Source organism: Nocardia yamanashiensis (genome assembly GCF_021183565.1).
Lineage (GTDB): Bacteria > Actinomycetota > Actinomycetes > Mycobacteriales > Mycobacteriaceae > Nocardia > Nocardia yamanashiensis.
In genome coordinates this window covers 3669948-3688532 of the sequence record NZ_CP089226.1, presented here as the reverse complement: position 1 = coordinate 3688532, position 18585 = coordinate 3669948, and the positions used below count along the sequence as shown (strand labels likewise).

The 18585-nt window shown below is 69.2% G+C and carries 21 protein-coding genes; 9 read left to right on the top strand and 12 right to left on the bottom strand.

The genetic code is table 11. The features are described from left to right. Positions 1–78 precede the first annotated feature (78 nt). On the top strand, positions 79–1521 hold the full coding sequence (gndA, locus tag LTV02_RS17745) for an NADP-dependent phosphogluconate dehydrogenase (RefSeq protein WP_233041037.1): 1443 nt from the start codon (positions 79–81) through the stop codon (positions 1519–1521). A 45-nt stretch (positions 1522–1566) separates the two neighbouring features. On the opposite strand, the gene LTV02_RS17740 is transcribed toward gndA, so the two are convergent. Then, positions 1567–2463, bottom strand: a complete 897-nt coding sequence (locus LTV02_RS17740) for a cutinase family protein (RefSeq protein WP_233041036.1) — start codon at positions 2461–2463, stop codon at positions 1567–1569. 178 nt (positions 2464–2641) lie between these two features. On the opposite strand from LTV02_RS17740, the gene LTV02_RS17735 reads away from it, so the two are divergent. Beyond that, positions 2642–3499 carry a class I SAM-dependent methyltransferase gene (locus LTV02_RS17735; RefSeq protein ID WP_233041035.1) on the top strand — a complete coding sequence of 286 codons (858 nt, stop codon included), beginning with the start codon at positions 2642–2644 and terminating at the stop codon, positions 3497–3499. 27 nt (positions 3500–3526) lie between these two features. On the opposite strand, the gene LTV02_RS17730 is transcribed toward LTV02_RS17735, so the two are convergent. Genes LTV02_RS17730 through LTV02_RS17715 form a run of 4 tightly spaced genes read right to left on the bottom strand, consistent with a single transcriptional unit; the run spans position 3527 to position 6383 of the window. After that, on the bottom strand, positions 3527–4687 hold the full coding sequence (locus LTV02_RS17730; RefSeq protein ID WP_233041034.1) for an MFS transporter: 1161 nt from the start codon (positions 4685–4687) through the stop codon (positions 3527–3529). A gap of 38 nt (positions 4688–4725) precedes the next feature. Further along, a complete protein-coding gene (locus LTV02_RS17725) occupies positions 4726–5349 on the bottom strand; it encodes a pyridoxamine 5'-phosphate oxidase family protein (RefSeq protein WP_233041033.1) in 624 nt (207 codons plus the stop codon). Position 5350: 1 nt separating this feature from the next. Next, positions 5351–5785 (bottom strand): nuclear transport factor 2 family protein, encoded by a 435-nt coding sequence (locus tag LTV02_RS17720; RefSeq protein WP_233041032.1) that lies wholly within the window; start codon positions 5783–5785, stop codon positions 5351–5353. Positions 5786–5819: 34 nt separating this feature from the next. Then, entirely contained in the window at positions 5820–6383 is a 564-nt protein-coding gene (locus LTV02_RS17715) for an NADPH-dependent FMN reductase (protein ID WP_233041031.1), read from the bottom strand. A 248-nt stretch (positions 6384–6631) separates the two neighbouring features. Here LTV02_RS17715 and LTV02_RS17710 point away from each other — a divergent pair, with 248 nt between their 5' ends. Together LTV02_RS17710 and LTV02_RS17705 are read left to right on the top strand one after the other, a co-directional pair. Next, positions 6632–7657, top strand: coding sequence for an AraC family transcriptional regulator (locus tag LTV02_RS17710; protein WP_233041030.1), 1026 nt, complete (start codon positions 6632–6634; stop codon positions 7655–7657). Between the two features lie 212 nt (positions 7658–7869). Next, on the top strand, positions 7870–8352 hold the full coding sequence (locus tag LTV02_RS17705; RefSeq protein ID WP_233041029.1) for a hemerythrin domain-containing protein: 483 nt from the start codon (positions 7870–7872) through the stop codon (positions 8350–8352). A gap of 4 nt (positions 8353–8356) precedes the next feature. On the opposite strand, the gene LTV02_RS17700 is transcribed toward LTV02_RS17705, so the two are convergent. Next, positions 8357–9070 (bottom strand): SanA/YdcF family protein, encoded by a 714-nt coding sequence (locus LTV02_RS17700; RefSeq protein WP_233041028.1) that lies wholly within the window; start codon positions 9068–9070, stop codon positions 8357–8359. Positions 9071–9364: 294 nt separating this feature from the next. Here LTV02_RS17700 and LTV02_RS17695 point away from each other — a divergent pair, with 294 nt between their 5' ends. Genes LTV02_RS17695 through LTV02_RS17685 form a run of 3 tightly spaced genes read left to right on the top strand, consistent with a single transcriptional unit; the run spans position 9365 to position 11808 of the window. Further along, entirely contained in the window at positions 9365–9616 is a 252-nt protein-coding gene (locus LTV02_RS17695) for a hypothetical protein (protein ID WP_067719232.1), read from the top strand. A 9-nt stretch (positions 9617–9625) separates the two neighbouring features. Continuing rightward, the gene (locus tag LTV02_RS17690; RefSeq protein ID WP_233041027.1) at positions 9626–10531 is read left to right on the top strand and encodes an SGNH/GDSL hydrolase family protein; all 906 of its coding nucleotides are present in this window, start codon (positions 9626–9628) and stop codon (positions 10529–10531) included. Next, on the top strand, positions 10528–11808 hold the full coding sequence (locus tag LTV02_RS17685) for an acyltransferase family protein (protein ID WP_233041026.1): 1281 nt from the start codon (positions 10528–10530) through the stop codon (positions 11806–11808). Before LTV02_RS17690 ends, LTV02_RS17685 begins: the two co-directional genes overlap by 4 nt. On the opposite strand, the gene LTV02_RS17680 is transcribed toward LTV02_RS17685, so the two are convergent. The 4 genes from LTV02_RS17680 to LTV02_RS17665 all read right to left on the bottom strand — a co-directional run bounded on the left by LTV02_RS17680 (position 11783) and on the right by LTV02_RS17665 (position 14361). Beyond that, a complete protein-coding gene (locus tag LTV02_RS17680; RefSeq protein WP_233041025.1) occupies positions 11783–12415 on the bottom strand; it encodes a TetR/AcrR family transcriptional regulator in 633 nt (210 codons plus the stop codon). The two genes, LTV02_RS17685 and LTV02_RS17680, sit on opposite strands and share 26 nt — an antisense overlap. 128 nt (positions 12416–12543) lie before the next feature. Then, positions 12544–12717, bottom strand: a complete 174-nt coding sequence (locus tag LTV02_RS17675; protein ID WP_169815399.1) for a hypothetical protein — start codon at positions 12715–12717, stop codon at positions 12544–12546. Between the two features lie 141 nt (positions 12718–12858). Further along, positions 12859–13374 (bottom strand): gamma carbonic anhydrase family protein, encoded by a 516-nt coding sequence (locus tag LTV02_RS17670; RefSeq protein ID WP_233041024.1) that lies wholly within the window; start codon positions 13372–13374, stop codon positions 12859–12861. Between the two features lie 33 nt (positions 13375–13407). Further along, positions 13408–14361 carry a GlxA family transcriptional regulator gene (locus LTV02_RS17665; RefSeq protein WP_233041023.1) on the bottom strand — a complete coding sequence of 318 codons (954 nt, stop codon included), beginning with the start codon at positions 14359–14361 and terminating at the stop codon, positions 13408–13410. Between the two features lie 71 nt (positions 14362–14432). Between LTV02_RS17665 and LTV02_RS17660 the strand changes: the two genes are divergently transcribed. Both LTV02_RS17660 and ald read left to right on the top strand, forming a co-directional pair. After that, on the top strand, positions 14433–15221 hold the full coding sequence (locus LTV02_RS17660) for an MBL fold metallo-hydrolase (protein ID WP_233041022.1): 789 nt from the start codon (positions 14433–14435) through the stop codon (positions 15219–15221). Between the two features lie 127 nt (positions 15222–15348). Continuing rightward, positions 15349–16458 (top strand): alanine dehydrogenase, encoded by a 1110-nt coding sequence (gene ald, locus LTV02_RS17655; protein WP_233041021.1) that lies wholly within the window; start codon positions 15349–15351, stop codon positions 16456–16458. Between the two features lie 58 nt (positions 16459–16516). On the opposite strand, the gene sigJ is transcribed toward ald, so the two are convergent. Beyond that, complete coding sequence (gene sigJ / locus LTV02_RS17650; protein WP_233041020.1) at positions 16517–17467, bottom strand: RNA polymerase sigma factor SigJ; 951 nt, start codon at positions 17465–17467, stop codon at positions 16517–16519. A gap of 106 nt (positions 17468–17573) precedes the next feature. Further along, complete coding sequence (locus LTV02_RS17645; RefSeq protein ID WP_233041611.1) at positions 17574–18497, bottom strand: cobalamin biosynthesis protein; 924 nt, start codon at positions 18495–18497, stop codon at positions 17574–17576. Between the last annotated feature and the right edge of the window lie 88 nt (positions 18498–18585).

Here is an 18585-nt window from a genome sequence, read left to right as displayed (position 1 = left end):
GCGTCGTGGAGGGAATCCGGGATGCTGCCGTCACGAGCGGCTACGCAACTACACCTTCGAACGGAGTGAGGCTGTTTCATGGCGACCTCTGAAGCGCGCGCCCAGATCGGCGTTACCGGCCTGGCGGTCATGGGTTCCAATATCGCCCGGAACTTCGCCCGGCACGGGTACACCGTGGCCCTGCACAATCGCAGCGTCGGCAAGACCGACGCGCTGCTGGCCGAGCACGGCGGCGACGGCGATTTCGTGCGGACCGAGACCATCGAGGAATTCGTCGCCGCGCTGGAGAAGCCGCGCCGGGTGCTGATCATGGTGAAGGCGGGTGACGCCACCGACGCGGTGATCGAGGAGCTCGCCGACGCCATGGAGCCCGGCGACATCATCATCGACGGCGGCAACGCGCTCTACACCGACACCATCCGCCGCGAGAAGGCGATGGCCGAGCGCGGCCTGAACTTCGTGGGCGCGGGCATCTCCGGTGGCGAGGAGGGCGCGCTCAACGGCCCGGCCATCATGCCGGGCGGGCCGAAGGAGTCCTACGAGTCGCTGGGCCCGCTGCTGGAAAGCATTGCGGCGCAGGTCGACGGCACCCCCTGCTGCACCCACATCGGACCCGACGGTTCCGGCCACTTCGTGAAGATGGTGCACAACGGCATCGAGTACGCCGATATGCAGCTCATCGGCGAGGCCTACCACCTGTTCCGGGACGCGCTGGGCTTCGACGCCAAGCAGATCGCGGACGTGTTCACCGACTGGAACTCCGGCGATCTGGAGTCCTACCTGGTGGAGATCACCGCCGAGGTGCTCAACCAGGTGGACGCCAAGACCGGCAAGCCCTTGGTCGATGTCATCGTCGATGCCGCCGAGCAGAAGGGCACCGGCCGCTGGACGGTCAAGTCCGCGCTCGATCTCGGCATCCCGGTGACGGGCATCGCCGAGGCCGTGTTCGCGCGCGCCCTGTCCGGTTCGCGCGCCCAGCGCAAGGCGGCCGCCGGCCTGGCTTCCGGTCAGCTGGCCGAAAAGCCCACGGACGTCACGCAATTCACCGAGGACATCCGGCAGGCGCTGTACGCGTCCAAGATCGTGGCGTACGCGCAGGGCTTCGATCAGATCGCGGCCGGTTCGGTGGAGTACAACTGGGACCTGAATCCCGGTGACATGGCGACCATCTGGCGCGGCGGCTGCATCATCCGCGCCCGGTTCCTGAACCGGATCAAGGAGGCGTACGAGCAGAACCCGCAGCTGCCGTCGCTGATCCTGGCCCCGTACTTCCGCGAGGCCATCGAGACCGCCATCGATTCCTGGCGGCGCGTGGTCGCCACCGCGACCCTGCTCGGCATCCCGGTGCCCGCCTTCGCCTCCTCGCTGTCGTACTACGACGCGCTGCGCGCGGAGCGGCTGCCGGCGGCGCTCACCCAGGGCCAGCGTGACTTCTTCGGCGCGCACACCTACGAGCGCATCGACGCCGAGGGCAAATACCACACGCTGTGGAGCGGTGACCGCAGCGAAGTGCAGGCGTAAGAGTTCGGCGGAGCGGGTGTTCCGGATTCCGGGGCACCCGCTTTCTCATGCCATGCCGGAGAGCCAGTCGTGCAGCCAGGCGGTCGCCGACGCCCCGCCCACGTCGTAACCGGCGTACGCGGTGTGCACCTGCGAGTTGTAGAACTGCTCGAAGGTGGCCTGCCGGTGCGCGTTCGCCTCGGGACTGAACTGCTGCTGCAGCACCGAGATCCCGCCGCCGGCCATCAGATCCTTCATGATGGCGTCGGCCTGCTGCTGATACAGCGTGACGTCGGCGATGGAAGCCTCCGACACCTGCGCCATCAGCCCCGCGAACCGGGTCACGAAATCCTCGGGCACCGTGGAACAGTAGAGATCCCCGATGGCGCAGATGGTCCGCACCCGGTCGGAGATGAACCCGAACCCACCCGGCCGTCCGCCGCCCGCACCGGCCCCCGCGACCGCCGGCCCGACCAGGATATCGGTGGGCGCCCGCCGCGGATCCGAGATCAACCCCACGGCCGCAACCCGATTCGGCGCGATCACGCCCGCACCGGTCCCCAGTTCGGCCGCCAGATCACCCGCCGCGTCGGCGCCCTGGCTGTACCCCAGCAACGCCACCCGGGTCCCCGCGCACCGCACCGCCATACTGGCGATCATGCCCCGCGCCGAATTGATGGCCACCGACTTCGAGCGCCCGTAAACCTGTCCCTCCCAGGGGAAAACGGTCGCCGGATAGGCCACGTAATCGGTCCGCACGGTTCCCGGCAGCCCATCGGTCACATACGACAGCATGCTGGGCCCCACCGTCGACCCGTTGTTCTCCCAGGTTCCCGGAATGGCGACGACATACAGCCCCGGGCAACCGGTTTCGGCCGCGGCGGGCCCGCTCCCGGCGAGCACCGCCCCGGTCAAGGTGGCCGCGATGGCGCTCAGAGCCGCGATGATTTTCCGAGTGCGCATGAATTCTCCAGGTGCGGTGCGGTCATCGAGCAAGGATTGCCGACATCGGGTGTCGGGCAACCGGATTCGGCGTTGAACCCCGGCGAAAAGATCGCGCAACAAGACTAGCGCTCGCCGCCGTGCCGGTGTGGCGAAACCCATGGTCGATCCCCCCGCGTGCAGTGTTACGTTCGCTGGTATGCGCACCGGAGAGCCCAGCCGCACCGCACTGGCCACCGCCCATGCCCGTGCCTACCACCAGATCGCCCCCGACGAGCCCAGAATATTCACCGACCCGCTGGCGCCGCGCATACTCGGGCTGAATGTGACGGAGTCGACGGATCGGGACACGGCCACCCTCGAAACCGTCGATGACGGAGAGTTCCAGCGGCGGCGGCGCTGGTTTCTGGCGGCGCGGTCGCGGTTCGCCGAAGAGACGGTGGCGGCGGCATATGCGGCGGGGACCCGTCAGGTGGTGATTCTCGGAGCCGGGCTGGATACCTTCGCCTACCGGAATCCGCATGCGGGGCTTCGGGTTTTCGAGGTCGACCATTCCGATACCCAGGGATGGAAGCGGGAGCGGCTGGCCGAGACGGGGATCGAGGTGCCCGAGACGGTGACATTCGTGCCGGTCGATTTCGAAACCCGCACGCTCGCCGATGGTTTGGCCGGGGCGGGGTTCGCGCGGTCGGAGCCGGTGGTGGTCGTGTGGCTGGGCGTCGTCATGTATCTGACCCGGGAGGCACTGGACGGCACGTTCGGTTACCTTGCCGGACACGGTGCGGCGGTGCAGGTGGTCATCGACTATCTGTGCCCGGCGGGGAGTGCGGAAGAGCAGCGGGCCCTGGATGCCCGGGCCGCGCGGATCGCGGCGGTGGGGGAGCCCTGGCTGACCGCGCTGAGTCCCGGAGACATGGCGGAACTGCTGGGGCGGTTCGGGTTCACCGATATCGAGGATCTGAGCGCCCCCGAGCTGATCACGCGCTACACCGGCGGGGGCGGGGAAGCGGCCCGGAAACTGGCGACCTCGCACATCGTCCGGGCCGGGCGCGACTGACCACAGCCGCGCCCGGCCGGGAACCCGTCAATTCGCGGCGGCCAATACCGGACGCGGTGCGCGCGCCGGGGTCATGAGCGCCACGCACGCCACGCTGAACAGCAGGCCGAGCGCGAAATAGCCACGGTAGCTGTCGGTCAGCAGATGGATCAGGCTCGCGACGGCCAGACCGGCGGCGGCCGACAGCTGATGCACGATCCAGGCGGGCGCCAGGGTGCGGCCCATCCGCGCGGGGTCGAGGCCGCGGGACATGACGGCCATGGTGAGCGGCACGATGGGGAACGACGCCGCGCCGAACAGTATCGCGACCGGGATGAGCACGCCGGGACCGGGCACGAAGACCGCCAGGACCAGCGCGGCGATCCGCACCACGAACAGTGTGCGCAAGAGGTTTTCGGCGGAATAGGTGCGCAGCAGCCGGACCATCGCCGCCGAGGTGAGACCCGCGGACAGGGCGGCCAGGGCCACCAGCCGGCCGGCGTTGGTGACATTCCAGCCGATCTCGGTCGCGTGCTTGGGCAGCATGAGAATCACCACGTAGAGGGTGGCGGCGTGTAATCCGAAGGCGGTCAGGATCTTTCCGCGCCCGCGCAGCGATTCCGCGCCGCCCGCCGGCCGCCCGGTGCCGGGGCAGGTGGGCAGCCGCAGCCATAGGTAGGCGGTGACCGCCAGGCCGATCGCGCCCAGCAGGGCGAACGCGCCGCGCACGCCGATCGGATCGAACAGCGCGGTGGCCGCCCACGGGGTGATGAGCTGACCGACATTGATGCCCAGCGCGGCGCGCGCCAGATCCGGGCCCGCGTTCGTCCCGCGCACCCGGCTGACCAGCGTGGTCACGGTGAGCGTGGAGGACGCCGCGAAACCCAGGCCGCCGAGCAGCATGTAGGCGGCGACGAACTCCCAGGTCTCGGTGACGATCGAAAGCACCAGGTAGCTGGCGGAAATCAGCGTGAGCCCGCCCACCAGCACGTTCTTCGCGCCGATGCTGTCGAGCAGCCGGCCGATCGGATATTGGGCGATGCCGGTGACGGTGGTGCCGAGCGCGGCGGCCACCGCCAGCGCGGTCGCGCTCACCCCGTACGCGGCGGCGGTGGGGGCGAAGAACACGCCCATGGTGAAGTTCAGGCCGAAGGACACGGTCATGGCCGCGAGCCCCGCCCAGGCGATACGTTCGGGTCGCATCGTCATCAGCTCCCAACTTGTGCTGCGCCCGAGGGCGCGGGATATCAACTGCCGGAGCGGAGTTCGCGTAGTTCGGCATTCTGTCGTTCGAGTTCGGCAATGCGGTCGCGCAGGGATTGCACGGCCTCGAGGACTTCCTCGCGCGGATACAGCTCGGGGATGTGCTGGCTGCAATTCCAGTCGAAGGCCTCGACGGTGATCAGCACCGCGCGTTCGGGCTTCCCCGAATACCCCGGAACCGCCAGCGACGCGACCAGTTCCGGATCCGCGTCGGCTTCCACCGCGCGGGCCCGGCCGAAGATCTTCAACCGGGTCTTGCTCGCATAATCCATCAGGAACAACGCGACCCGATCGTCATGATCGAGATTGCCCCGGCTGATGTACTGCTTGTTGCCCCGGAAGTCGGCGAAACCCACGGTGCCGGCATCGATCACGTTCAGGAACCCGCGCGGCCCACCCCGATGCTGGATGTAGGGCCACCCGGTCTCGCTCACCGTGGACAGGTAGAAACTGTCCCGCTCCTCGATGAACCACGCCTCGTGCTGGCCGAGCCGGTCGGCGACGGCCGGAACCGCCGCCATCCGCTCGTAGCCGCGCAGGCTGCCGTGCGCCGCCTGGTGCGCGCGGACCGCGTCGGTGAACGCGATCTGCGCGTAATGCCCGGTCACCTCAACGGCTTTCGCGCGGTCCGAAGATGGTGCGCTGCTCGGCATCGATCTTGAGATCGTTGATGCTCGCCTCGCGCCGGGCCATCAGCCCGCGGGCGTCGAACTCCCACAGTTCGTTGCCGTGACTGCGCCACCACTGGCCGTCGGCGTCGTGCCATTCGTAGGTGAAGCGCACCGCGATCCGGTTGTCGGTGAAGGACCACAGGTTCTTGCGCAGTGCGTACTCCTGCTCCTTCGCCCATTTGGCGGTGAGGAATTCGACGATGGCCTCGCGCCCGACCAGGAACTGATCGCGATTGCGCCACCAGGAATCCGGCGTGTAGGCCAGGGCGACGCGCTGCGGATCGCGGGTGTTCCAGGCGTTCTCGGCGGCCAGCACCTTCGCGGCGGCGGTTTCGGCGGTGAACGGCGGCAGCGGCGGGCGGTTCTCGGTCATGGTGAATTCCTCTCGGGGAGTGGGTGTTTCCCGGCTAGCGGGCGTCGATCTTGGCCTTCAGCGCGGTGAGCAGGCCGGTGAGCAGCTCGATGGTGGTGTCGTCGACGAGATTGCCGTCCTCGTCGAAGCGCTCGTGCGAACGGAACGCGATCACCTCGGGCTTGATCACCACATCGCTCTCGGTCCACACGAACACCTGGCGCAGGGCGAGTTGCGCACGCACGGAACCGAACTGGGTCGGGGCCGCGCCCGCGATGGCGATCGGCTTGCGGTGCAGCGGCAGGCCCTCGGTCTTGGTCCAGTCGGTGGAGACCCAGTCGATGGCGTTCTTCAGCACTCCCGGGATGGAGTAGTTGAACTCCGGGGTGGCGATGAGCAGGCCGTCGGCGGCGGCGATGCGCTCGCGCAGCTCGGTGACGGCGGCCGGGCGATCGGCCGGATTGTCGAGATCCAGGTCGTAGGGCGGGATCTCGCGCAGGTTGTCGTAGATCTCGATGTCCAGCCCGGCATTGTGCTTCTGGGCGGCGCGCAGCAGGGCGGTGTTGTGCGAGGCGGCGCGGAGGCTGCCGGAGATGGCGAGGATCTTGTGGCTGGTCATGACTGCCTGTCTCTGTCGATCGGGGTGTGGATGCGAGCATATAACCGTTGTAATGACTGACAACGGTTAGGGTGAGCGAATTCATTCCCGGCCGGGCCGATTTCCGTCCGTGATCGCTGCCGGTTCGCTCGCGCTCCTGAATCTATGGCCGCGGGCGACGCCGGCCCGGGGACGTCGGACGCCGTTGAGAGGACAGAACGCGCCAATTCGCCCATTCGGAAGCATTTTCGGCGGGTTAGGCTCCGGCGGTGATCGAAGGCACCCTTCCCGCCCGGACGGCCGCGGTGATCCGGGCGACCGCCTTGCGCGTCGGCATCACACCCGCGCAACTCACCCTCGCGTCCGGCCTGGACACCGCCGACCTGAGCGACGAACTGCTGCGAGTGCCCACCGAATCGGCGTGGCGCATGTGGGAACTGATCGACGCCGTCGCCGGCCCCGGCTCCGGTCTGCTCGCCACCGATCAAGCCGAACGCGATGGCGGCCCGCGTCTTTGGGACTACCTGTTCACCAGCGGCGCGACCGTGGCCGAAAGCATCCGCACCGCCCTCGAGCTACGCGCCGTGGTGACCGACCCGGCGGTCGGCTGGACGGTCGTCGAAGACGGCGGCCTGCTCACCATCCGCGATGCGAGCACCATCGAGCCCGAACTGATTCTGCCGCCCATCGAGGAATTCGTCCTCGCCCTGATGCTGCGCCGCGTCCGCACCGTGGCCCGCCGCCACGTCGTGCCCGTCCGCGTCGCCTTCACCCATCACGCCGCCGAACGCCGCCCCTACCTGATCGACGAATTCGGCACCGCCCGTATGGAGTTCGGCGCTCCCGCCTCCGAGATCACCTTCCTGGACCTCGGCGCCCAGCCCACCGGTGCCGACCCCCATCTGGCCCGCATGCTCCGCCACTACGCCGAGCTCTCCCTGGCCTCCGCCCGCCCCGAACTCGGCTGGCTGGACAAATTCCGCGCCGCCACCACCGCCGCCCTGGCCCGCAACGAACTCGACCTCGACCGCGTGGCCCGCCGCCTCGCCATCAGCTCCCGCACCCTGCAACGTCGCCTGCAGGAATCCGGCACCAGCTGGCGCGCCGAAGTCGAAACGGCCCGCGAACAATACGCCCGCGACCTCCTCCGCGACACCACCCTGCCCATCCGCTCCATTTCCGCCCGCCTCGGCTACACCGACCCCCGGGCCCTGCGCCGCGCCTTCCACCGCTGGACCGGCACCACCCCCGACACCTTCCGCCGCGAGAGCCTCGCCGCCGAGTCCCCGGGTTAAGATCGGCTCGTGTCGCGTGCCGGCGCCGGGTGGACGGCGTACGCATGGAGGCAACGAATCGAGGAGGCAGCTATGGGTCCACTTCGCCCGCCCTGCTGATGTGAGTCGCGCACCCGTCGTGGTGCGTATTCGACTTTCCGCACCGTTTCCGGTCGAAGCCGCGGTCGTGCCCGCCGGAACGGACCAGACCTTCCTCCGAATCGAGATCATTCATGTCTGTTGCGAACAACCGCGCCCAAGCTCTCGGGCGCGAACTGATCGACGTCCACAACTGGTTGCGTGGCGAATTGAAGCGGGTCGCACGCGAACTCGACGACCATCGGCTCGGTCATGTGCGGCCGGTACGTGAAGTGCGCGGCCACTGCCTGGCCTTCTGCCGGGCCTTGACCGCCCATCACACCAAGGAGGACGAGACGGCGTTTCCGCTGCTCGCCCAGCGCTTTCCGGAACTGGCCCCGGTACTCGCCGAATTGAGCGCCGACCACCGGCTGGTCGCCGACATCCTGACGCGCATGACCGGATTGCTCGCCGAGGTGACGGCGGACAATCTGGCCGCCGTGCGCGGCGAGATCGCCGGGCTGTCGGCAATTCTCGAATCCCACTTCCAATGGGAGGAGCGCCGCATCACCGCCGCACTGGACGAATTGTCCGGGGACGCGGGCCGCGGCGCGGAACTGTTCGGGACGGCGAGCTGATCGCTCAGCGCGGGGCCGCGGCCATGGCGTCGCGGACCGTCGTCTCCTGACGGCCCAGGAAGGTGGGCGCGGGTTTGAACACGATGGCGTATACCGCCTTGGTGCAGGCGAGTTGGTCGCGGAGCCAGATCTTGCGGTAGACGCCCTCGTGGGGCTGGGTGTCGTCGCCGACGCCGACGGTCTCGATGCCCACCGCCCGGCACAGGGCGATGGTGCGGGGGAGGCTGAAGTCCTGGGTGAGGACGGTGGCGGAGCGGACGCCGAAGATGTCGTGGGCGCGGGCGCAGGATTCGTAGGTGCTGAAACCCGCGTAGTCGAGGGCGATCTTCTCGGCGGGGACGCCGCGGCGGATCAGGTAGTCGCGCATGCTGGTCGGCTCGTCGTAGCTGTGGCGGCCGTTGTCGCCGGTCACCAGAATGGCTTTGACCTTCCCGGCGGCCAGCAGGCGGCGGCCCAGGTCGAGGCGGGCGGCCAGGTAGGGGGAGGGCTCGCCGGAGGCGTAGACCTCGGCGCCCAGCACGATGGCCACGTCGGAGCTGGGCGCGGATTCGACACTGAACTGCCGGTCGGAGGTGCTGGAGCGGATCCACAGGTCGCAGCCGAGCAGTACGACGAAACCGATCAGGGCGGCCACGCCCAGAGCCTTCGCGACGCGGCGCGGCGGAAACCAGGCGGCGGCCCGGGTCCGGACGGCGCGGGCGGCGGAGCGGATCTGCATGCCGACAGTGTGCCCGAAGAGAACAAACCGTCCGAATTGTTTTGCGGTGCGGCAAAGTCGGGTGCGGGCCGATTCGGGTGAAATTACAATGAACCCCAGGGCTGCGTTTGTAAAATTCGTTTGGGTCGGCGAACACCGCAGTTCTGATTCGAGGGTCCGATGAAGTCTCGTGCCGCAACAGTTTTCGCCCAGCGCCTCCTGGTATCGGTGATCTGCCCGCTATTTCTCGCGGGCGCCCTCACCGCCTGCGGAAGCGACAAGGGATCGGGGGGAACACCAACCATCACACCGGCGGTGAGTTCGACCACCACCACGCCCGCCACCACGCCGCCGCCCACCACGACCACCGTGGAACCGCCGCCGCCCGCCGTCACCGAACCGCCCGCGCCGGAACCGCAATACACCGAACCGGCCGCCCCGCCGGTCACGAATGCTCCTGCGCCGCAACAACAACAGACGGTCGCACCCCAGCAGACGGTCGCCCCGCAGACGCAGGCGCCGCCCACCCTGGACGTGCCCTCGTTCGATCCGCGCCCCGGATACTGAGGACAGCACATGACGCTCCCCTGGAAGCGGACGGCTGTCCGCTGGCTGTGCGCACTCGCCACCGCCGTCGCCGCCGTCAGCCTGACCGGCACCGCCGCCGGTGACGCCGCGACCGGCAAAACCATTGTCGTCCTGGGTGATTCGTTCACCGCCAATGCCTGGGACTGGTTCGGCCGGGAACAGAGCTGCATCCACAAGGCCACCTCCTGGCCCGCGCAGCTGCACACCCTGGCCCAGCCCGCGGACACCCTGGACGTGTCCTGCCCGGGCGCCTCCATCGACACCCCGCCCGGCTACACCCTCGGCAAACAAGCCCAGATCGCCGACCAGCAGGGCGCCTTCGGCCCGCAAACCCGTTTGGTGGCACTGCAATTCGGCCTCAACGACCGCTGGGGCGTGAACGAGCTGCCGCTGCTGTTCGCCCTGCAGCAGTGCGTGTTCAACCTGGTCCAGGGCTGCGATACCGATGCGGTCGAACAGGGCCGGATCCCGGACTACAACGCCGTCACCGGATCGCTGTACGCGAGCCGGGTCAGCAATGCCGTCACCTACATCAAGTACTACGCGCCGAACGCCCGCGTGGTCCTGGTCGGCTATCCGGAATTCTTCCCGCCCGGGCAGACCTCGATCTGCCTGAACATCCTCGGCGTCGCCCCCTATATCCAGGCGCGCGGCGCGGCCCTGACCGAATTCCTGGACCGCCTCGACACCGCGCAACGGGAAGCCGCGCAAACCCTGGGCATCGAGTTCCTGGATGTCCGGGCACTGACCACCGGGCACGGATTGTGTTCGGCGCAACCGTGGTTGAACGGCGTCCTGGACTACCGCACCGATCTGGACGGCCTGCCGTTCCATCCCTCCACGGTGGGTGACGCCGTGGTCGCGAACGCGCTGAACGCCCGATATCAGCGATGACCGCCACCGATCTCGCGCGGTCCGCCGGCGGCGAACCCGAACCGGAGCAACCGAACTCCGGCGCGGCGACCGGCGGCGCCGCGCGAGACCGGCCCCCGCTGCCCTCGCTGACGGGTGCGCGCTGGTGGGCGGCGTTCGTGGTGTTCGTCCTGCACGCCCTGGTGTTCCTGCCGGTGTATCCGTTCCAGAAGTCGGAGCTGTTCCGGCACATTCACCAGGTGCTGCCCATGCAGTTCGGCGCGGCCGGGGTGACGTTCTTCTTCGTGCTGTCGGGCTTCATCATCTACTGGTCGTTCAAACCGGGGATGACGACGCGGCGGTTCTACCGGCGGCGGGTGCTCAAGATCTATCCGACGCATCTGGTCGCGGCGGCCGTGTTCGTTCTCGCGGCGAGCGTGCCGCTGTCCCGGGCCGTCGTCTGGGTCCCGAACCTGCTGCTGGTCCACACCTGGGTGCCGAACTGGACGACCGTCGGCGGCTTGAACGTCCCGTCCTGGTCGCTGGCCTCGGAAATGCTGTTCTACCTGAGCTTCCCATTGCTGCTACCGCTGCTGCGGCGCATCCCCGCGCGGCGCCTGCTGCTCGCCGTCGGCCTGCTGCTGCTCGCCATCCTCGCCCTGCACACCGCCTACTATCTGTGGACGCCCGGACCCAAAGGCATCGCGAACGCCTTCGCGCCCCGGCTGTTCCCGGGCGACACCTCGCCGTACTACGAGGCGCACGCCTCCCCGGCCTGGTTCGCGCAGCCGAATATCCCGGTCTCCCCATCGTATTGGCTGAGCTACACCTTCCCGGCCTCGCGCCTGCCGGAGTTCCTGCTCGGCGTGCTGGCCGCGCGCATGGTGCTCGAAGACCGCTGGCGCAGTACGCGTCTCGCGCCGCCGCTGCTGGCCCTCGGCCTGGCCTACGCCGCGACCTTCGTGGTGCCGGTGAACTACAAGATGTCGGCGCTGCTGGTCGCGCCCATGACCGCGGTGGTGGCCACGCTCGCGGTGCGGGATCTGCGCGGCGTCCGGGGCCTGAACGCCCATCCGCGCATGGTCTGGCTGGGCAATATCTCCTACGCCTTCTACCTGATCCAGTACCCGGTGATGGTGATCATCACCCGAACCCTGATCGGCGGCAAGCGTTTCGGCTTCCCGGGCTGGGCGGGCTTCGCCGCCCTGAGCCTGTTCGCCTCGGTCGCGGCGGCCGCGCTCATCTACCACCTGGTCGACGCGCCGATCATGAAACGCTGCGCCGGGCGCGGAACTAGACCGGCTGGATCCCGATCATAGGAAGCACCGTGCGGCGGGCGAATTCGCGCGCGGCCTGCTCGTCCACCAAGGGGATCAACCCTTCCGGAGTGAGCGCGAGCGAATGCCCCAGCCGGGCCAGCACTTCCGCCACCAGATCGGCGTCGAAATCCCGGCCGTCGCCGGCGGCCTGCACCGCGCGCAGCTTCTCGGCCAGATAGGTGCGGCCCACCGCGATCACCGGCCCGGCCTCGGTGGTGAGCCGGGGCAGCACCGTCTCGGGCTCGGTGCGCAGCAGGCGCTGCAGCAGTTGATTATTGGCCAGCAGCGTGATGAAGGCGACGAAGATCTCCACCAGCTGCTCGTCCCGCGACATGCCGTCGCCGGCCGCGAGCATCACCCGCTGGTCGATCTCGGCGACGAACAGCTGCGCCTCGCGCACGCCGACCGCCTCCACGAGTTCGTTCTTGGATTCGAAACGGCGGTAGAGCGTGGCCGGGCTGATGCCCGCGCGCCGGGCGATCTCCCCCATACTGGTCCGCTTGATCCCGAAGTCGAGGAAGGCCGACAGCGCGCTCTCCAGGAGCTGTTCGCCTTCGGCCCGCGGCTTCTCCAGAATGCGCTGCAGGATGGTGGGCACCGAGGGCATCGAGTCTCCAGTCGGATCGGTTGGCAACCCGCGACATTGCGGTGATGAAGCCGCATTATCGCATCGAGTTTGCTACCGGCGCGGGCCCGGCGCGAAGCTACTGTCCAGTCATTGGACATTGGGTGTGGTCAGTGGACATCGAGTGCGGCCATCTCGCGTTCGATGGCATTGGCCGCGAAATCGATTCCATTGGAACGCAGTTCGTGGACCCGGCGTTGCAGCGCCTCGATGCCCCCCGGCTGGGCCGCGATATCGGCCACGCTGATCCGCCGTCGGTGCATACCGTCGAGCTCGTACGACACCGGATAAACCTCCTGCTAGCCCCATGCGTGCACCCGGGCGGCGGCGGCAATGCCCGGGCCGCCGGGAACGCTGCACGCGATGCTAGCAGCGGCTTATATGGTCGCTTGTTCAGTGTGGGATATCTCACCCACCCCCGTCAGTCACCCCTCTTGACCCTGGCGGTGCAGGCTCGTGTTGTGCAGGTACACCGCGGCATTCAGCTTGATGCGGTCCAATTCGGCCTCGCTCAGTTCCCGGCGCACCTTGCCGGGAACTCCCGCCACCAGCGAACCGGGCGGGATCTGCGCGCCCTCGGGAATCAGGGCATTGGCGGCGATCAGGCTGCCCGCGCCGATCACCGCGCCGTTGAGCACGGTGGCGCCCATGCCGACCAGCACATCGTCGCCCACGGTGCAGCCGTGCAGGATCGCATTGTGGCCCACCGAGACTCCGGAGCCGACGGTGAGCGGGAAGCCCGGATCGGCGTGCAGCACGCAGCCGTCCTGGATATTGGAGCGCGCGCCGACGCTGATGTCCTCGATATCGCCGCGCAGCACCGCCGAATACCAAATGCTCACTTCGGCTTCCAGGCGCACCCGGCCGATGATGGTGGCGTTCGGCGCGATCCACGCGCTCTCGTCGATCTGCGGCGCGTGCTCGCCCAGCTGAATCCTCATGATCGAGAACCTAGTGGGCGGGGTGGCGGCCGCCTAGGCGGCCCTGCGGAAGAGGGCGCGATGGGCGGCGGGGGTGGTGCCGAGCAGGCGGTGGAAGTGGTGGCGCAGGTTCACGGCGGTGCCCAGTCCGGCCTCTGACGCCACGCGTTCCATGGTGTCGTCGGTGGATTCCAGCAGCAGGCGGGCGCGGTCCACGCGCTGGTGCAGCAGCCACTGCTGCGGGCTGGAACCGGTGCGTTCGCGGAAGCGGCGGGTGAAGGTGCGGCGGGACATGAGCGCGGTGCGGGCCCAGGTGTCGAGATCGACGGAGGTGTCGAGATGGGTTCGCGCCCAGACCATCGCGTGTTCGATGGGGTCGTCGTCCAGGGCCTCCGGGACCGCGACCGGAATGTACTGGGCCTGGGAGCCGCTGCGGTGCGGGGCCAGCACCAGATCGCGGGCCAGTTCGGTGGCGGTACGGCTGCCGTGATCGGTGCGGATCAGATGCAGGCAGCAGTCCAGGGCGGCGGCCACGCCCGCGGAGGTGATGAGATCGCCGTGATCGGTCCACAGCGAGTCGGCGCGGACCATGACATCGGGGAAGGCGCGGGCCAATTCCGGTGCGGCCGACCAGTGCGTGGTGATCTCGCGCCCGTCGGCCAGGCCGCTGGCGGCGATCGCCCACGCGCCCAGGCACAGGCCGACGATGCGCGCGCCGCGTTCGTGCGCGACCCGCAGAGCGTCGCGGACCGGGTCGGGGAGCGGCCGGTGCCGCTCCCAGCTGGGCACGACCACCGTCTCGGCGTTCTCCACCGCCTCCAGCCCGTGCTGCACGATGATGTCGAAACCGGCTGGGGTGGATAGGATTCCGGCCTGTTCGGCGCACACCCGCACGCGATACGACGTGCGGTCGCCCGCCCCCGCGCCGATCCGCCCGAACACCAGGGTCGGCACCGACAGGTGGAATGGGCTGATCCGATCGAACGCCAGCACCGCCACTTCATGCATGGCCCGATTTTATCGAAGCCCGGCCTTCGGGCCACTGTTGCCGATGATCTTGCGGGGGCAAGCTTCCTCTCATGACGAACACGATCGAGACCACAGCCCCCGCCACCCTCGAGCTCCTGCACATCGGCGGACCCACGGTGCGCTTCGAATACGGCAACCTGACCTGGCTGACCGATCCCACGTTCGACGAGCCGGGCGATTACGACCTGGGTGTGCTCACCCTGCACAAGCTGACCGGGCCCGCCGTGCCCGCGGACCGGATCGGCGCGGTGGACGTGGTGCTGCTGTCGCACGATCAGCACCCCGACAATCTGGATACCTCCGGGCGGGCGTTCCTGACCGGCGTGGACACGGTGCTGTCCACCCCCGACGCCGCCGCCCGCGTGGAAGGCGTTACCGGACTGCGGAACTGGGAATCGGTGGTGATCGGCGACGTCACCGTCACCGGCGTGCCCGCCCTGCACGGCCCGGAAGGCGCGGAAGCGGTGTCCGGCGTGGTCACCGGGTTCGTTCTCACCGCCGACGGCCTGCCCACCGTCTACGTCTCCGGCGACAACGCCTCGGTCGAACTGGTCGAGCAGATCGCCGAGCGCATCGGCCGCATCGATATCGCCATCCTGAATGTCGGCGCCGCGAACCCGGGCCGCTACGGCGACACCGACGTGACCCTGAACGGCCGCACCGCGGTCAAGGCCTCGCAGGCCCTGGGCGAGGCACTCATCGTCCCCGTCCACGCCGAGGGCTGGGCGCACTTCTCCGAGACCCTCGACTACCTGACCCGCAATTTCGAATACGCCGGTCGCGCAGCCGTACTCCGCATCCCGACCCCGGGCGAAGCGCTGGTGCTGGCGGCATCCTGAGCCCGGCTCCGAGCACACCGGAAACCGGTGGAGACGCCCACCCGGGCGATATCTCCACCGGTTTCCCGGCGTTCGAGGGGTGTGGCGATGGCGGCCGCGCGGGGCGGGGTGGGTGACTATGGCGGGTATGAGAATTGGGGTGCCACGGGAGGTCAAGGAGCAGGAGTTTCGGGTCGCGCTGACGCCGGCGGGAGCCGGGGAGCTGGTGCGGCACGGTCACGAGGTGCTGATCGAAGCCGGGGCGGGGGCCGGGTCCGGGTTCGGGGATCAGGAGTACCTGGCCGCCGGGGCGCGGCCGGTGGGGAGCGCCGACGAGGTGTGGGCGGCGGCGGAACTGGTATTGAAGGTGAAAGAGCCTGTCGCCGTGGAGTATCCGCGCATGCGGGCCGGGCAGACGCTGTTCACGTTCCTGCATCTGGCGGCGTCGCGGGAGTGCACCGAGGCGGTGCTGCGGTCGGGGATCACGGCCATCGCGTACGAGACGGTGCGGGGGCGGGACGGGTCCTTGCCATTGCTCGCGCCGATGAGTGAAGTGGCGGGGAAGCTCGGGTCTCAGGTGGGGGCCTATCACCTGATGTCGCCGCAGGGCGGGGAAGGCGTACTGCTGGGCGGGGTGCCCGGGGTGCGGCCCGCCGATGTGGTGGTGCTCGGCGGCGGGGTGGCGGGCAGCAGTGCGGCCACCGTGGCGCTCGGGATGGGGGCGCGAGTCACCGTGCTGGACACCAATCTCGCGCGGCTGCGGGAACTCGACGCCCGGTTCGGCGGGCGCGTCGACACCGTCGGCTCCAATGCGCACGAGGTCGAGAAATCGGTGCTGGCAGCCGATCTGGTGATCGGGTCGGTGCTGGTGCCCGGGGCGCGGGCGCCGAAACTGGTGCCCGACAGCCTGGTCGCGGGGATGCGGCCGGGATCGGTGCTGGTGGACATCGCCATCGATCAGGGCGGGTGCTTCGAGAGTTCGCATCCCACCACGCACGCGAAACCCACCTTCCGGGTGGCGGATTCGGTGTTCTATTGCGTGGCGAACATGCCGGGCGCGGTGCCGCACACCTCGACCGTCGCGCTCACCAATGCCACGCTGCCGTATGTGCGAGCCATCGCCGATCTGGGCCGGCGGGCCGCCTGCGACGCGGATCACGGCCTGGCGCAAGGACTTACCGCGGATGCCGGGGAGCTGTACTCGCCGGAGGTCGCGGCCGCGCACGGTCTGCGCATGCTGCACGGCACCGCGTCCTGACCTACGGTCGCGGAAAGGGCCCGCGATCGGAATCCGATTGCGGGCCCTTTCCTTCCGTTCAGTTCTCCGATTCGCCCAGCGGCCAGTCCGGCCCGCCGTCGGTCGGTAGATTGCGCAGCTTGTCGGGGTTGCGCACCACATCGATATTGGTGATCCGGCCCTCGTCGATGGTGAAGGAGAACACGCCCGTGTGCTGACCGTCGAACACCACCAGACCGGGGCGGCCGTTGACCATGACCGAACGGCCCCAGGCCCCGCCGATCTCCGCGGCGTGCCGCAGGAAACCGAGCAGCGTGGCCGCCACCGTGTCCGCGCCGTGCAGCGGGATGCGGAAGGCATTGACCTTGCCGCCGCCGTCGGCGGTGAAGGTGACCTCTGCGTCGAGCACGCCGAGCAGCGCGCTCAGATCGCCGGAACGCCAGGCCAGCGCGAACGCCGAGACCACCTTCTCGTGCTCGTCCGGGCTGGCCGGGAAGCGCGGGGTGCCCTGCTCGACGTGCTTGCGGGCGCGGGAAGCCAACTGCCGCACTGCGGCCGGGGTACGCCCCACCACCTCGGCGACCTCGGGGCCGGTCATGCCGAACACGTCCTGGAGCACGAAGGCGGTGCGCTCGGCGGGGGACAGGGACTCCAGCACCACCAGCAGGGCGGTGGTGACGCGCTCGTCCTGGGTGACGCGGTCGGCCGGATCGTCCCAATTGGTGATCTCGGGTTCGGGCAGCCATTCGCCCACGTACTGTTCGCGCCGCGCTCGCGCCGAGCCCAGATGATCCAGGGCCAGCCGGCCGGTGACCGTGGTCAGCCAGGCGCGCAGGTTCTCGATGCCCGCGCCCTCCGGACTGGTTTCGTAATACCGCTGCAGGCGCAGCCAGGCTTCCTGCACCACGTCGTCGGCATCGCTGAGGCTGCCGAGCGTGCTGTACGCGACCCGCCGCAGGTATACGCGGTGCTCCTCGAACTGCCGCGCCAACTCGGCCTGATCAGGCACGCCATGCCGTTCGTCGCTCATTCTCGCCTCACAGTTCGTTCCCACTCGCCCATTCCGGCTGGTCACCGAAACGACGAAACCGTTCGGACAACTGTGACATTCGGCTGGTCAGGGGTGACGGGAGGGATCAGGAGCGCAGCGCCAAGGCCAGCGCGGCGGTCAGCGCCGAGGCCAATTGGACCGCTTCGGAGAGACGTACGGCGCGGCGCAGATCCGGCACCTGCGGCGCGGGACCGTCACCGAGCGTGGGCCGGAATTCCGTGCCGTGGCGGTATTGCGTGCGACCGCCGAGGGTGACGCCGAGCGCTCCGGCCATGGAGGCTTCCGCCACACCGGCATTCGGGCTGGGATGCTTCCCGGCGTCGCGCCGCCACGCGCGCCAGGCCGCGGCGGGACGGCCGCCGGCCAGTGGGGCGAGCAGGGTCGTGAACGCGCCCGCGATGCGAGCCGGAGCCAGATTGGCCACGTCGTCGGTGCGGGCGGCGGCCCAGCCGAAATTCTCGTAGCGTTCGTTGCGGTACCCGACCATGGCGTCCAGGGTGTTGACCGCGCGATAGCCCAGCAGGCCGGGGACACCGGCGACCGCGCCCCAGAACAGCGGGGCCACAGTCGCATCCGAGGTGTTCTCGGCGATCGATTCCAGGGCGGCGCGGGCCAGTCCGTCGGCGTCCAGGACCGCGGGATCGCGACCGCACAGGGACGGCAGCAACTCTCGCGCGCCGTCGATATCGCCGGACTCGAGGCGATCCGCCATGGCGCGCCCGGTCTCGGCGAGGGTGGTGCCGCCCAGCACCGTCCAGGTGGCCAGCGCGGTCAGCCCCGCTTCGGCCGCCCAGCGTGCGAACCCACCCCGCGTCCCGCTCGATCCGGTCGCGCCCACACTGCCCGCGAGCCCGGCCCCCAGCCCGGCAATCGCTCCGACCAGCACCACCTCGTGCACGATGCCGGCGGTCCGGGCATCCCGATAGGTGACCTGCTCGACCGCCATTGCCGCCGAACCGAACCCGGCCACCGGATGCCCGCGGCGCGGATCGCCGAGCACCCGGTCCATCGCGAATCCGAGCAGCACCCCGGCGGCGGCAGCAGTCTTCTTACCCACCTCGCGAGGTTAGCCACCGGGCCCGGGCCGCCCGGCACCC

Bases quoted from the DNA above. Each gene is read 5' to 3' on its own strand.
- gndA (WP_233041037.1), top strand. From the start codon at position 79: ATGGCGACCTCTGAAGCGCGCGCCCAGATCGGCGTTACCGGCCTGGCG.
- LTV02_RS17740 (WP_233041036.1), bottom strand. From the start codon at position 2,463: ATGCGCACTCGGAAAATCATCGCGGCTCTGAGCGCCATCGCGGCCACC.
- LTV02_RS17735 (WP_233041035.1), top strand. From the start codon at position 2,642: ATGCGCACCGGAGAGCCCAGCCGCACCGCACTGGCCACCGCCCATGCC.
- LTV02_RS17730 (WP_233041034.1), bottom strand. From the start codon at position 4,687: ATGACGATGCGACCCGAACGTATCGCCTGGGCGGGGCTCGCGGCCATG.
- LTV02_RS17720 (WP_233041032.1), bottom strand. From the start codon at position 5,785: ATGACCGAGAACCGCCCGCCGCTGCCGCCGTTCACCGCCGAAACCGCC.
- LTV02_RS17715 (WP_233041031.1), bottom strand. From the start codon at position 6,383: ATGACCAGCCACAAGATCCTCGCCATCTCCGGCAGCCTCCGCGCCGCC.
- LTV02_RS17705 (WP_233041029.1), top strand. From the start codon at position 7,870: ATGTCTGTTGCGAACAACCGCGCCCAAGCTCTCGGGCGCGAACTGATC.
- LTV02_RS17700 (WP_233041028.1), bottom strand. From the start codon at position 9,070: ATGCAGATCCGCTCCGCCGCCCGCGCCGTCCGGACCCGGGCCGCCGCC.
- LTV02_RS17690 (WP_233041027.1), top strand. From the start codon at position 9,626: ATGACGCTCCCCTGGAAGCGGACGGCTGTCCGCTGGCTGTGCGCACTC.
- LTV02_RS17685 (WP_233041026.1), top strand. From the start codon at position 10,528: ATGACCGCCACCGATCTCGCGCGGTCCGCCGGCGGCGAACCCGAACCG.
- LTV02_RS17680 (WP_233041025.1), bottom strand. From the start codon at position 12,415: ATGCCCTCGGTGCCCACCATCCTGCAGCGCATTCTGGAGAAGCCGCGG.
- LTV02_RS17670 (WP_233041024.1), bottom strand. From the start codon at position 13,374: ATGAGGATTCAGCTGGGCGAGCACGCGCCGCAGATCGACGAGAGCGCG.
- LTV02_RS17665 (WP_233041023.1), bottom strand. From the start codon at position 14,361: ATGCATGAAGTGGCGGTGCTGGCGTTCGATCGGATCAGCCCATTCCAC.
- LTV02_RS17660 (WP_233041022.1), top strand. From the start codon at position 14,433: ATGACGAACACGATCGAGACCACAGCCCCCGCCACCCTCGAGCTCCTG.
- ald (WP_233041021.1), top strand. From the start codon at position 15,349: ATGAGAATTGGGGTGCCACGGGAGGTCAAGGAGCAGGAGTTTCGGGTC.
- sigJ (WP_233041020.1), bottom strand. From the start codon at position 17,467: ATGAGCGACGAACGGCATGGCGTGCCTGATCAGGCCGAGTTGGCGCGG.
- LTV02_RS17645 (WP_233041611.1), bottom strand. From the start codon at position 18,497: ATGGACCGGGTGCTCGGCGATCCGCGCCGCGGGCATCCGGTGGCCGGG.